10 protein-coding genes are annotated in these 13,211 nt (G+C 68.9%); 2 read left to right on the forward strand and 8 right to left on the reverse strand.

The features are described 5' to 3' along the window. The first annotated feature begins 95 nt into the window (after positions 1 to 95). Positions 96 to 1,895: a bifunctional metallophosphatase/5'-nucleotidase gene (locus tag ACFYP5_RS06250; RefSeq protein ID WP_389031294.1), complete on the forward strand. Its 1,800-nt coding sequence runs from the start codon at positions 96 to 98 to the stop codon at positions 1,893 to 1,895. Between the two features lie 63 nt (positions 1,896 to 1,958). Here ACFYP5_RS06250 and ACFYP5_RS06255 read toward each other — a convergent pair whose 3' ends face one another. The 3 genes from ACFYP5_RS06255 to pepN form a co-directional block, all read right to left on the reverse strand. After that, a complete protein-coding gene (locus ACFYP5_RS06255; RefSeq protein ID WP_389031297.1) occupies positions 1,959 to 3,380 on the reverse strand; it encodes a lysine N(6)-hydroxylase/L-ornithine N(5)-oxygenase family protein in 1,422 nt (473 codons plus the stop codon). Next, complete coding sequence (locus tag ACFYP5_RS06260) at positions 3,377 to 4,777, reverse strand: pyridoxal phosphate-dependent decarboxylase family protein (protein ID WP_389031300.1); 1,401 nt, start codon at positions 4,775 to 4,777, stop codon at positions 3,377 to 3,379. Before ACFYP5_RS06260 ends, ACFYP5_RS06255 begins: the two co-directional genes overlap by 4 nt. 217 nt (positions 4,778 to 4,994) lie before the next feature. Continuing rightward, positions 4,995 to 7,499: an aminopeptidase N gene (gene pepN, locus ACFYP5_RS06265; RefSeq protein WP_389031303.1), complete on the reverse strand. Its 2,505-nt coding sequence runs from the start codon at positions 7,497 to 7,499 to the stop codon at positions 4,995 to 4,997. Between the two features lie 163 nt (positions 7,500 to 7,662). On the opposite strand from pepN, the gene ACFYP5_RS06270 reads away from it, so the two are divergent. After that, positions 7,663 to 8,205 carry a MarR family winged helix-turn-helix transcriptional regulator gene (locus tag ACFYP5_RS06270; RefSeq protein ID WP_389031305.1) on the forward strand — a complete coding sequence of 181 codons (543 nt, stop codon included), beginning with the start codon at positions 7,663 to 7,665 and terminating at the stop codon, positions 8,203 to 8,205. Positions 8,206 to 8,372: 167 nt separating this feature from the next. Here the strand turns inward: ACFYP5_RS06270 and ACFYP5_RS06275 are convergent, their stop codons facing one another. Genes ACFYP5_RS06275 through ACFYP5_RS06295 form a run of 5 tightly spaced genes read right to left on the reverse strand, consistent with a single transcriptional unit; the run spans position 8,373 to position 13,153 of the window. Next, positions 8,373 to 9,446: a Rieske 2Fe-2S domain-containing protein gene (locus ACFYP5_RS06275; protein ID WP_389031308.1), complete on the reverse strand. Its 1,074-nt coding sequence runs from the start codon at positions 9,444 to 9,446 to the stop codon at positions 8,373 to 8,375. A 7-nt stretch (positions 9,447 to 9,453) separates the two neighbouring features. Then, on the reverse strand, positions 9,454 to 9,675 hold the full coding sequence (locus ACFYP5_RS06280) for a recombinase-like helix-turn-helix domain-containing protein (RefSeq protein ID WP_313936782.1): 222 nt from the start codon (positions 9,673 to 9,675) through the stop codon (positions 9,454 to 9,456). Between the two features lie 22 nt (positions 9,676 to 9,697). Next, complete coding sequence (locus ACFYP5_RS06285) at positions 9,698 to 10,663, reverse strand: PDR/VanB family oxidoreductase (RefSeq protein ID WP_389031311.1); 966 nt, start codon at positions 10,661 to 10,663, stop codon at positions 9,698 to 9,700. Next, entirely contained in the window at positions 10,660 to 12,321 is a 1,662-nt protein-coding gene (locus ACFYP5_RS06290) for a thiamine pyrophosphate-binding protein (protein ID WP_389031314.1), read from the reverse strand. The genes ACFYP5_RS06285 and ACFYP5_RS06290 overlap by 4 nt, the downstream gene beginning before the upstream one ends. Positions 12,322 to 12,367: 46 nt before the next feature. Beyond that, positions 12,368 to 13,153, reverse strand: coding sequence for an SDR family oxidoreductase (locus ACFYP5_RS06295; protein WP_389031317.1), 786 nt, complete (start codon positions 13,151 to 13,153; stop codon positions 12,368 to 12,370). Between the last annotated feature and the right edge of the window lie 58 nt (positions 13,154 to 13,211).

The following is a 13,211-nucleotide window of genomic DNA, read 5'->3' on the forward strand; positions in this document are numbered from 1 at the left end:
CAGATAGAAACCTGCGGGGGGTGTTGCCGGGTGCGGCTGGTGGGTCATTATCTACGCGCGTTGTGTACTGCGAGATCTGATCTGTGGGAGACGAGATGCCGCTGAACCGTAGGACGTTCCTGGGCACATCGGCTGCGGCCGGGGCCGGTGTGGCGATGGCTGGGGGTGTGGCTGTGCCTGCCGAGGCTCACGGTCGTGGTCATGGACGTCCGCCGAAGCGGTATTCGTTCACGGTGATGGGTACGACCGATCTGCACGGGAATGTCTTCAACTGGGACTACTTCACGGACAAGGAGTTCGACGACAAGGCGCACAACGACGTGGGTCTGGCGAAGATCTCGACCCTGGTGGACCAGGTCCGTGCGGAGAAGGGCCGGCACAACACCCTGATGATCGATGCGGGTGACACGATCCAGGGAACTCAGTTGTCGTACTACTACGCGAAGATCGATCCGATCACGGCGAAGCGTGGTCCGGTGCATCCCATGGCGCAGGCGATGAACGCGATCGGGTATGACGCGGCAGCGCTGGGCAACCATGAGTTCAACTACGGCATTCCGGTGCTGCGGAAGTTCGAGGAGCAGTGTGATTTTCCGCTGCTGGGTGCGAATGCGCTGGATGCGAAGACGTTGCGGCCGGCGTTCGCTCCGTATGTGATCAAGCGGATGCGTACGCCGCACGGTCCGGATGTGAGGGTGGCGATTCTGGGTCTGACGAACCCGGGGATCGCGATCTGGGACAAGGTGAATGTCAGCGGCAAGATGGTGTTCCCGGGGCTGGAGGAGCAGGCGGCGAAGTTCGTGCCGCGGCTTCGGTCCATGGGGGCGGATGTCGTGATCGTGTCGGCGCACTCGGGGACCAGCGGGACGTCGTCGTACGGCGATCAGGTTCCGTACGTGGAGAACGCGGCGGCTCTGGTGGCGGAGCAGGTGCCGGGTATCGATGCGATTCTGGTCGGCCATGCCCATCTGGAGATCCCCGAGTACTTCGTGGAGAACAAGGAGACGGGCAAGAAGGTGGTGCTCTCCGAGCCGTTGAAGTGGGGGCAGCGGCTGACGCTGTTCGACTTCGATCTGGTGTGGGAGAAGGGTCGCTGGGTGGTGGAGCGTGCCGGTTCGCAGGTGCTGAACTCCAACACGGTGGCCGAGGACCCGAAGATCACTGGCCTGCTGGCCGATGAGCACAAGAAGGTCGTCGCGTACGTCAATCAGGTCATCGGTACGTCGACGGTGGCGATGACGACGGCGGAGGCGGCGTGGAAGGACGAGCCGATCATTGATCTGATCAATGTGGTTCAGGCGGAGACGGTGAAGGCTGCTCTGGCTGGTGGCGAGTACGCGTCGCTTCCGGTGTTGTCGCAGGCGTCGTGTTTCTCGCGTACGGCGCAGATTCCGGCCGGCGACGTGACGATCAAGGATGCGGCGGGGCTGTATCCGTTCGAGAACACGCTTGAGGCCCGGCTGTTGACGGGTGCGCAGATCAGGGACTATCTGGAGTTCTCGGCGCGGTATTACGTGCAGACGGCGGCTGATGCTCCGGTGGATACGGCGAAGTTGACGAATGCGGACAACACGCCGGATTACAACTACGACGCGGTGTCGGGTCTGACGTACGACATCGATATCGCGAAGCCGAACGGTTCGCGGATTGTGAATCTGTCGTTCGAGGGCAAGGCGATCGATCCGGCGGCTCAGTTCGTGCTGGCCGTGAACAACTATCGGGCGAGCGGTGGCGGTAATTTCCCGCATGTGCCGGGTGCGAAGCAGGTGTGGGCGAATTCGGAGGAGATCCGCAACACGATCATTGCGTGGGTGCAGGCGAAGGGTTCGGTGGACGGTTCTCAGTTCGCTTCGGTGGACTGGCGGCTGACGCGGGACGGTAAGCCGGTGTTCTAGCGGTTCTGTGGTTGAGCGGCCGTCTCCTTTCCGGGAGGCGGCCGCTTTTTTGTGCGCTGTGGGTCAGTTGCCGTGGACGAGGGGGATGAGGCCGGGGTGCTGGTGGGGGATTTTGGGGGTGTTCTGGGGGGTGAGGCCGAAGGTGGTGAAGGCGGTGCGTTGTGGGAGGGGGTAGGCGTTGGTGTCGGTGAGGTTGTTGAGGATGGTGGCGCTGCGCCAGGCGGCGAGTCCGAGGTCGGGGGCGCCGACTCCGTGGGTGTGGCGTTCGGCGTTCTGTACGTAGACGTTTCCGGTGACGGTGGGGTCGAGTTCGAGGCGGAAGTGGTCGTCGATGCGGGGGCGTCCGCCGGTGTCGCGGCGGATGTGGGGGGCGAGGCCGGTGAGGATGCGGTCGAGGGGGCGTTCGCGGTAGCCGGTGGCGAGGACGACTGCGTCGGTGGTGAGGCGGGTGCGGGTGCCTTGTTGGGTGTGTTCGAGGTGGAGTTCGACGCGGGTGTTGGCGAGGCGGCCTGCGGTGCGTACGTGGACGCCGGGGGTGAGGGTGGTGTCGGGCCAGCCGCCGTGGAGCGTGCGTCGGTAGAGCTCGTCGTGGATGGCGGCGATCGTGTCGGCGTCGATGCCTTTGTGGAGTTGCCATTGGTGGGGGACGAGTTCGTCGCGTACGTGTTCGGGGAGTGCGTGGAAGTAGCGGCTGTAGTCGGGGGTGAAGTGTTCGAGGCCGAGTTTGGAGTACTCCATGGGGGCGAAGGCGTGGGTGCGGGCGAGCCAGTGGAGTTTTTCGTGTCCGGCGGGGCGTGCGCGGAGGAGGTCGAGGAAGATTTCGGCGCCTGACTGGCCGGAGCCGATGACGGTGATGTGTTCGGCTTCGAGGAGTTGCCGGCGGTGGTGGAGGTAGTCGGCGGAGTGGATGACGGGGACGGTTTCGGCTTCGGCGAGGGGTTTGAGGGGGTCGGGGATGAAGGGTTCGGTGCCGATGCCGAGGGCGATGTGGCGGGTGTAGGCGCGGCCGAGGGCTTCGGCTTCGCCGTGGGTGTCGAGTTGGGTGAAGTCGACTTCGAAGAGTTGGCGTTCGGGGTTCCAGCGGACGGCGTCGACCTGGTGGCTGAAGTGGAGTCCGGGGAGTTGGTCGGTGACCCAGCGGCAGTAGGCGTCGTATTCGGCTCGTTGGATGTGGAATCGCTCGGCGAAATAGAAGGGGAAGAGGCGGTCGCGGCTGCGTAGGTAGTTGAGGAAGGTCCAGGGGCTTGCGGGGTCGGCGAGGGTGACCAGGTCGGCGAGGAAGGGGACTTGGAGGCTGGCGCCGTCGATGAGGAGGCCGGGGTGCCAGTGGAAGGCGGGGCGTTGTTCGTAGAAGGTCGCCGCGAGGGGGTGGGGGTTGCCGGGGATGCCGTGGGCGAGGGCGGCGAGGGAGAGGTTGAAGGGGCCGATGCCGATGCCGACGAGGTCGTGTGGCTGGTCGGGGTCGGGGCTGGGTCGGTCGGTCATCGGGGTGTGCTGCCTTTCTTGAGGTCGTGGGCGAGGTGGGTGATGTGGTCGAGGAGGGTTTGGAGGTCGTCGGAGGTGGTGTGGGGGTTCAGGAGGGTGGCTTTGAGCCAGAGGCCGTTGTGGGTGTGGGCGCGGCCGAGGACGGCTTGGCCGTTGGTGAGGAGGGTGCGGCGGATGGTGGCGACGGTGTGGTCGTCGGTGTGGGTGGGGCGGAAGAGGACGGTGGTGATGGTGGGGCGGTCGTAGAGGTCGAGGGTGGGGGTGTGGGTGATGAGGTCGGCGAGGTGGTGGGCGGTGTCGATGGTGCGGTCGATGAGGTCGGCGAGTCCGGTGCGGCCGAGGGCTTGGAGGGTGACGGCGATTTTGAGGGCGTCGGGTCGGCGGGTGGTGCGTAGGGAGCGGCCGAGGAGGTCGGGGAGGCCGGCTTCGGTGTCGTCGTGGGCGTTGAGGTAGGGGGCTTGGTGGTGGAGGGCTTCGAGGTGGTGGTGGTCGGGGACGGCGAGGATGCCTGCGGGGGCGGGTTGCCAGCCGAGTTTGTGGAGGTCGAGGGTGACGCTGTGGGCGCGGTGGAGGCCGTGGAGTTTGGTGCGGTGGGTGGGGCTGAAGAGGAGGGGGCCGCCGTAGGCGGCGTCGATGTGGAGTTCGGCGCCATAGGTGGTGCAGAGGTCGGCGATGTCGTTCAGGGGGTCGATCTGGCCGGTGTCGGTGGTGCCTGCGGTGGCGGTGACGAGGAGACGTTGGTGGTGGTGTCGGCTGAGGGTGTTTTCGAGTGCGGTGAGGTCCATGACGCCGGTGGGGGCGGGGATGGTGAGGGGTTCGGGGAGGCCGAGGAGCCAGGTGGCGCGGTTGATGCTGTGGTGGGCGTTGGTGGCGCAGATGGTCTGTACGGGGCCGTGGCGTTCGCGGGCGAGGAGGAGGGCGAGTTGGTTGGCTTCGGTGCCGCCGGTGGTGATGAGGGCGTCGGGGTGGGGGTGGTGGGGGTAGATCTCGTGGGCGAGTGCGGTGGTGGTGGCGGCTTCGAGGGCTGAGGCGGCGGGTGCTTGGTCCCAGGAGTCCATGGAGGGGTTGAGGGCGGAGGCGGCGAGGTCGGCTGCGGTGGCGAGGGCGAGGGGTGGGGTGTGGAGGTGGGCTGTGCAGTGGGGGTGTGCGGGGTCCGCGGAGCCTTGGGTGAGTGCGGTGACGAGGGTGCGCAGGGCGTGGTGGGGGCCGGTGCCCTGGTCGGGGATGACGGGGTGGGTGGCGGCGTGTATGCGGGTGGTGGTGGTCGGGGGTCCGCCGGCGGGGATGGGGCCGTTTCTTCGGTGGGCTCCGTCGTGGAGTGCGGTGAGGACGGTGTCGAGGAGGGGGCGCAGGGCGTCGGGTCCGGTGGTGGATCCGGCGAGGGGTGGGGTGGGCATGGGTGGTGGGGCCCTTCGGGTGCGCGCATGGGTGGACATGCCAGCTTGTCCGGGTTTCTGGTGGCGCGGCCGGTGAGCGTGGTGATCTGAACTCGAAAGGGGGACGGGTGGTGGGGGGTGGGGGGTTGTCGCAGGTGCTGGTGGTATGGGTGTGCCCGGCGACTCCCCTTGGGGTGGCGCCGGGCACGGGTGCTGCGGTGTGTGTGGGTGTGGTGGGTCAGCGGGCGTTGCGTACGGCGAGGGCTCGGCGCAGGTCGTCGATCTGGTCGGTGAGTTTGCGGTGGAGGGCGGGGATGAGGGTGGGGTCGTTCAGGGCTTGTTCGCCGTGGTGCAGGTTGTCGGTGTCGATGGCGTAGTGGGGGAAGGCGTAGCGGCCTGCGGCTTCGGCGATGGCGGGGCCGCGGCGGGCGGCGAGTGCGGTGGCTTCGGGGTAGTAGCGGGGGACGTAGTCGTGGACGAGGTCGGCCTGTTCGGGTTGCCAGAAGCCTTGGGCGGTGGCGCTGAAGAGGTAGTTGGAGAGGGTGTCGTCGTTGAACAGGCTGTGCCAGGCGGTGGCTTTGGCTTCGGGGGTGGGGAGGGCGGCGCGGCAGCGGGCGGCGCCTTCCTGGCCGGTGGCGCTGGGGTCGTGCCGGAGCTCGGTGGCGATGGTGGTTTCGTCGGTGGCGCCGAGCACGGCGAGTCGGGTGAGGATGCGCCAGCGGAGTTCGGGGTCGAGTTCGGGGCCGCCGGGGACGCTGCCGTCGGTGAGCCAGTCCTGGATGGTGTCGGGTTGGGTGGCCGCGTCGATGAGGTGGCGTACGGCGGTGAGGCGGAGGCCGGGGTTGGTGCCGTCCTCGGTGCGGCGGATGAGGTCGCGGCAGAGGTCGGTGAGGGTGGCGTGGGCGGCGGGGCGGTTGTCGGGGGTGGTGTAGCGGCGGGTGATCTGGGTGTCGGCGAAGGTGAGGACGCCTTGGACGAGGGCGAGGTCGGTCTCGTGCGGGAGGTGGGTGCGGGCTGTGCGGAGGTAGGTGTCGGGGTGGAGTTCGCCGTCGCGGACCATGTCGCGGGCGGCATTCCAGATGACGGCTCGGGTGAGGGCGTCGGGGATGCCGGAGAGGGTCTGGAGTGCGGTGTTCCAGGATTCGGGGTCGAGGCGGACTTTGGCGTAGGTGAGGTCGTTGTCGTTGGGGACGACGAGGGCGGGGCGGCGCCCGGTGTGGTTCTTGGCGGTGTTGTTGTGGGGGACGTCCAGTTCGAAGCGGTCGCGCAGGATGAGGCGGTCGGGTCCTGGCTGGGTGTCGACGGCGTGGTCATAGGCGCCGACGGCGATGCGGTGGGGGCGGTGGCCGTGCTGGTCGATGGTGATGGACCAGGCGCCGTCGGATTCTTCGACGTGGGGGGTGAGGGTGTCGACGCCGGTGGTGCGGAGCCATTGTTCGGCCCAGGCGTGGACGTCGCGGTCGGTGGCTGAGGCGAGGTTGTCGATGAAGTCGGCGAGGGTGGCGTTGGCGAATTTGTGTCGGGCGAAGTGGGTGTTGATGCCGCTGAGGAAGTCTTTTTCGCCCAGCCAGGTGACGAGTTGACGCAGGGCCGATGCGCCCTTGGCGTAGGAGATGCCGTCGAAGTTGAGCATGGCGGACGCGGTGTCCGGGACGGCGCCGGGGTCGGGGGCGACGGGGTGGGTGGAGGGGCGTTGGTCGGCGTCGTATCCCCATCCCTTGCGGGCTACGCCGAAGTCGACCCAGGTGTCGGTGAAGCGGGTGGCTTCGGTGAGGGTCTGGTAGCCCATGTATTCGGCGAACGACTCGTTGAGCCAGATGTCGTCCCACCAGGCGAGGGTGACGAGGTCGCCGAACCACATGTGGGCCATTTCGTGGGCGATGACCATGGCGCGGGTCTGGCGTTCGGTGTCGGTGACCGCTGAGCGGTAGATGAATTCGTCGCGGAAGGTGACGAGCCCGGGGTTCTCCATGGCGCCGGCGTTGAATTCGGGGACGAAGGCCTGGTCGTAGGAGTCGAAGGGGTAGGGCTCGTCGAATTTCTCGTGGTAGCGGTCGAAGCAGGCGCGGGTGATGTCGAGGATTTCGTCGGCGTCGGCGTCGAGGTGGGGGGCGAGGGAGCGGCGGCAGTGGATGCCGAAGGGCAGTCCGGCGTGCTGGGTGGCGACGGAGTGCCAGGGGCCGGCGGCGACGGCGACGAGGTAGGTGGAGATCAGTGGTGTCGGGGCGATGGTCCACTGGCCGTTGCCGGTGTGTTCGGCGATGCCGTTGCCGAGGACGGTCCAGTCCTCGGGGGCGGTGACGGTGAGGGCGAAGACGGATTTGAGGTCGGGCTGGTCGAATGCGGCGAAGACGCGTTGGACGTCTTCCATGAAGAGCTGGGTGTAGAGGTACGTTTCGCCGTCGGTGGGGTCGGTGAAGCGGTGCATGCCTTCACCGGTGCGGGAGTAGCGCATGGCGGCGTCGATGCGCAGTTCGTGCGGGCCGGCGGTGAGTGCGGTGAGGGGGTACCGGTTCTCGGTGAGGTCGGCGGGGTCGAGGGGGTGTCCGTCGAGGCTGATGGAGCGCAGGGTGGCGGGCTTGAGTTCGACGAAGGTGTCTCCGGCCGCGAGTGCGGTGAACTGGATGACGGTGCGTGAGTCGAAGGTGTCCTCACCCGTGGTCAGATCGAGGTCGATCGTGTACCGGTGTACGTCGAGGAACTGGGCTCGGGTCTGCGCTTCGTTGCGCGTCAGTACGGACATGGATCCATGCTGCCGCATGGCGTAGGGGGTGCGCAGTGGGGTTCTCGCAGGGCTGAGTGCGCGGTGGGCGGGGTGCGGTGGGGGTGGGCGGCTGCGCGGCTGCCGGTGGCCGTTGAGGGCTAAGATTCTTACCCATTGTGTTCCTGCACGGAGGGTGCCCGGGATGGCGAAGAAGACGGCTTCCGCGACGCGGCAGGATGCGGTGGCGTCGATCGTGGAGGACTGGCGGCGGGAGCGGCCGGAACTGGATACGGCTCCGCTGGAGGTGTTCGGCCGGCTGCATCGGGCGTTCTTGCGGTACAGCGCGGCGATTTCGCGGCCGGTGGAGCGCAAGGGCCTGTCGATGGCGGGTTTCGATGTGCTGACCGCGTTGCGCAGGGCGGGTGCGCCGTTTCGTCGTACGGCGGGTGAGCTGGCGGATTCCGGGCTGATCAGTTCGGCCGGTGTGACGTTGCGGATCGACCGGCTGGAGAAGGACGGGCTGATTCTGCGGGAGCGGGATCCGCAGGACCGTCGGGTGGTGCATTCGCGGTTGACGGATGAGGGGCTGTCGACGATCGACGAGTTGTTCTCGGAGCATCTGGAGAACGAGCGGCGGATGCTGGCGGGGCTCACTCCTGCGGAGTGCCGGCAGTTGGCGCGGTTGTTGGAGAAGTTGGAGCGGTCTGTGCTGGCGGCGGAGGAGGGGGCGGGCGAGGAAGGGTAGGGCCGGGGTCGCCTGGTGGCCGCCTTCTCCTCGACAGCCGGATGTGCTCGATCTGCCGGACGGGTTCGGAGTTGCCCGGCCGGGCCGGTGCGTGAACGTCGATCGCCGGGCGGGCTCGGTGCTCGAGCTCGCCCGGCGATCGGACCGTTCTTTGTCTCGGAGGTGGCTCAGCCGGTGGTGTCCGCTTTGGCCTGGGCCTCTGCTTCCGTGCGGTACATGCGGCGGACGCGGACGACGCCCAGGTCGTGCTGGTACAGGTTCTCGGCCTGGTCGGCGTCGCTGCGGAGTTCTTCGAGCATGATCCGGTCCTGTTCGAGGACGTCCCAGTGGCGGTCCTCAAGCACGGTCTTGTAGAGGAAGCGCCAGGTGTCGCGCTGCCAGTCGGTGACGCGGCGGTAGCGCCAGAAGAACACGGCGCAGCGGTCCTCGTCGATGGGGGTGGCCATGCCGACGATGCCGAACGGGCCGCCGGGGCCGGCGGTGGGCGGGTACGGGATGGTCAGGTCGACCCAGTCGATGCCGGTGCGGCAGAGCTCGACCCAGTCGAAGTTCACGCCGCTCTGGTCGGTCTTCTCGAAGAAGAAGCCGCGTTCGGTCTCGCGGATCCGGAAGCGTGCGGTGGTCTGCCCTTCGGACATGCTGTGCGAGTCGCGGTGCAGGAACGATCCGTGCATGGGGTCGAGGAGGTTCTCGACGGCGTAGCGCCAGTTGACGTTCCACTCCGCGTAGCACAGGAAGGCCGAGACGTCGGGGTCGGTGAGCTGTTCCGGCAGGACGAGGGGGGCCGGTTCGGGGTGCTCGTTGTCGCCGAAGTAGGCGAGGATCGCGCCGCCGGCCTCGATGACGTGGGGTGCGGCGACGAGCTGTTTGCCTTCGAGGTTGCAGCCGGGCAGGCCGGGTACGGCGGCGACGGTGCCGGTGCCGTCGACCTGGACGCCGTGGTACCAGCAGGCGATCCGGTCGCCGAGGTGTTTGCCGAGGGAGAGCCGGGCGCCGCGGTGGGGGCAGCGGTCCTCGAGCATGTGGAGGGTGCCGTCGGCTCGGCGGAAGAGGAGCCATTCCTCACCGAGGAGCGTGACGCGCTTCATGCCGCCGGCGGGGACGGAGCCGGAGGGGCAGACGGCGTACCACTGGTTGCGTATGCCGGTGGTGAAGAGGCGGTCGGCGGTGCGGTTGCCGGGGCGGGCGACTTCGGAGGGCCGGGTGGGCTCGCCGGTGTGTGTTGCGGTGTCGGTGGTCATGGTCGTTTCACGCTCCCAGTCGTCGCATCTCGGTGCGGAAGGTGTCCTCGGTCCACGGGTTGCCGTCGGGGGCGGGCAGGTCGCGGGCGTTGAGTCCGGCGACGAGGCCGGGCAGGTCGTGGGTGCCGCTGCCGAAGACGTCCTCGATCACCGCGGCGAGTTTCTTCTCGTACGGGGTGGGGTCGGCGGTGCGTGCCTGGTGGGGGTTGAGGTACTGCGGGGTGGTCATGTCGGCTCCCTTCGGGGGTGGTTCAGAGGTCGAGGACGAGACGCGGGGTGCAGGCGCGGGAGACGCAGAGCATCATCGAGGCGCCGGCGGCCTTCTCGGTGTCGGAGAGCAGGAAGTCCCGGTGGTCGGGGGTGCCTTCGAGGACTTTGGTCTCGCAGGTGCCGCAGATGCCGTCGCGGCAGGAGGAGGGTACGGAGATTCCGGCGCCTTCGAGTGCGTCCAGGACCGTGGTGTCGGGGCCGACCTGGACGGTGGTTCCGGTGCGGGAGCAGACGACGTCGAAGCCGGTGTCCTCTCCGTCGCGGGGGGCTGCCGTCGGGGCGGCGAAGCGTTCCGTGCGGGCGGTGGGGCAGCGTTCCTCGACGGCGGCGAGGAGGGGTTCCGGTCCGCAGCAGTAGACCTGGGTGTCTGCGGGGAGGTCGCCGAGGAGGGTGTCGAGGTCGATGTGGCCCTGTTCGTCCTGGGGGACGAACTCGACCGATCCGCCGGGAAGTTCGGCGAGTGCGGTGAGTTCGGTACCGAAGGCCATGGACGTGCGGGTGCGGCCGCCGTGGACGAGGCGCCATGGGACGGCGCGGCGGGACGCTTCGCGGGCCATGGCGAGGATCGGGGTGATGCCGATGCCGCCTGCGATGAAGAGGAAGCTGCAGGCGTCGTGGTCGGCGTCGAGTTCGAAGTGGTTGCGGGGGCCTTGGACGCGGAGGGTCTGGCCGGGCCGTAGCTGGGTGTGGATGTGGGCGGAGCCGCCGCGGGATGCGGGCTCCTTGAGGATGCCGATGCGCCAGTGGGTGGGGTCGGCGGGGTCGGAGCACAGCGAGTACTGGCGGATGTGGCCGCCGGTGTGTACGTCGATGTGGGCGCCGGGGGTCCAGGCGGGGAGGGGGGTGCCGTCCGGGTGGGTGAGTTCGATGCCGAGGACGCCGTCGGCTTCCCAGGTCATGCGGTGGACGAGCAGGTCGAGCTGGGGTTCTTGTCCGGTGGTGGTCATCGCGGGTCGCCTCCTTGTCCGGTGGCGGTCGAGGGGAGCTTGACGGGCGGGGTGAATGGCGTGTTCATCGGGCCGAGTGCGGCGAGGTCGATCTCGACGAGGGTGGGGCCGTCGGAGGCGGTGGCTGCCTTGATGACGGGGCCCGCGTCGGCTTCGGTGGCGATCCGGGCGTACGGGAGTCCGACGGCGGCGGCGAGCGCCGCGAAGTCGGGGGTGGTGAGGTCCACTCCGGAGCGGCGGGGGAAGTGGGTGTCCTGCATGTTGCGCAGGACGCCGTAGCCTCCGTCGTTGAAGACGAGGAGGGTGAGGCGGGGCTTCTCCTGGGCGAGGGTGAGGAGTTCGCCGAGGTGGACGGCGAGGCCGCCGTCGCCTGCGATGACGACGGTGGGGGTACCGGGGCGGCCGAGTGCGGCGCCGATGCCCATGGCGAGGCCTTGTCCGATGCCTCCGCCGCGGGGGAAGACGTTGGTCGCCGGGTCGGTGATCTCCAGCAGCCGGTTTCCCCAGGTGGAGGAGGGGATGGTGACGTCGCGGGCGATGACGGATGCGGGCGGGCAGGCGTCGCGGATCGCGTCGTTGACTGCGGCCTGCGGGCCGATCGCGTGCCGCTGGGCGCTGCGGGCGTCGTTACGGGCCTTGCGTACGCGGGCCGGCCAGTCCGTCTCCGTGCCGCTGCTGCTGATGCGTTCCAGGAGGGCCGTGAGGACGGCGGCCGCGTCGCCGTGCAGGGCGCAGGTGGCCGGGTAGACGCGGCCGGGAGCGGCCGGGTCGAGGTCCAGCTGGATGTGTGCCGACGGCAGTTCGAGGCTGTAGTCGGCGGTCTCGTTGGAGCGGAAGTGGGTGCCGATGGAGAGCAGCACGTCGGCTTCGGCGAGAAGGGCGCGTCCGGCGGGGGCGGTGGCGTAGTTGCCGAGGACGCGTTCGTCGGACTCGGGCACGGAGCCGCGGCCGGAGTTGGAGGTGACGAGTCCGGCGTTCAGCGCGTCGAGGAGTGCGGCGAGTTCGGGGCGGGCGCTGTTGGCTCCGCCGCCGGCCCAGACGAGGGGGCGGTGTGCGGCGGCGAGGAGGGCCGCGGCCTCGTCGAGGAGTGCCGGGTCGGGCAGGGCCGGGGGTGAGCTGACCGGTACGGGGGTGCCGGTCAGCTGCTGGGGGGCGAACTGCAGGTCGATGGGCCATTCGACGCTGACGGGGCCGTGCGGGGCGGTGAGGGCGCGGGCGGCGGCGTCGCGGAGGATGTCGCCCGCGTCGGCGGCGTCGGTCACGGTGACGGCGTGGGTGGAGACCGCGCGGAGCATGCCGAGCTGGTCCTTGGTCTCGTGGATGAAGCCGCGTCCGGAGCCGAGGTATTCGCTGTCGATCTGGCCGGTGATGTGGAGGACGGGGGTGCCGGAGCTGAGGGACTCGATGAGGGAGCCGGCTGCGTTGCCCGCCCCGGTGCCGGTGCTGGTGAGGGCGCAGCCGAGGCGTCCGGTGGCGCGGGCGTATCCGTCGGCCGCGTTGACCGCGGCGGCTTCGTGGCGCACGGGGACGAAGCGCAGGTCGCGGTCCACGGCTTCGACGAGCGGCAGGTTGTGCACGCTGACGATGCCGAACACCGTGTCGACGCCGAGTCCGCGCAGCGTCTCGACGAGCAGGTCGCCGCCGTTGGGTTGGGTCATGTCGTTGCGCTCCTGAGGTACGTGAACGGGGGGTGGGGGGTGGGTGTTATGCGATGGATCGGTTGACGCCGCCGCACACGTCGACGGTGGTGCCGGTGATGTACGAGGCCCGGGGTGAGAGCAGGGTGGTGACGGCGTACGCGACTTCGTCGGCGTTGCCGAGGCGACCGAGTGCGATGCCCCGGTCGGCGGCGAGTTCGGCCTGCCAGGCGGCGTAGTCGAGGGGGCTGCCGGATGCCGCGTAGCGGCGTTCCCACTGTCCGGTGTCGACGAGGCCGAGGCAGACGGAGTTGACGCGGATGCCGTCGGGGGCGAGCTCCTTCGACAGGGAGGTCGAGAGGTTGAGGATGCCGGCGCGGGCGGCGCTGGTGGTCATCAGCCGCGTCTCGGGCTGTTTGGCGAGTACGGCGTTGATGTTGACGACGGAGGCGTTGCCGGACTTGCGCAGGTGGGGCAGGGCGGCGTGGAGGGGGTTGAGGACGCCGAAGAATTTGAGTTCGAGTTCGTCGCGCCAGTCGTCGGCGGTGGTCTCGGCGAAGGGTTTCATCCGGGAGGCGCCGGCGTTGTTGACGAGTCCGTCGAGGCCGCCGAAGCGGTCGGCGGCTTCTTCGGTGAACGCTTTGACTGCCGCTTCGTCGCGTACGTCGCAGGGGGCGTGGTGGAGCCTGTCCGGTCCGGCGAGTCCGTCGAGGGCGGTGGCGAGGGCGTCGGCGCGGCGGCCGCAGGTGGCGACGCGGGCGCCTTCGGCGAGCAGCATGCGGACCGTGGCGAGGCCGACGCCGGAGCTGCCGCCGGTGACGAGGATGCTGCGGTCGGCGAGGCCGAGGTCCATCTCGTACTCCTTGGTGTGAGGGGGTGTTCCGGGGCGGTCGCCGCACCGGAGCCCCGTG

The organism is Streptomyces sp. NPDC005262 (genome assembly GCF_042872425.1).
Taxonomy (GTDB): Bacteria; Actinomycetota; Actinomycetes; order Streptomycetales; family Streptomycetaceae; genus Streptomyces.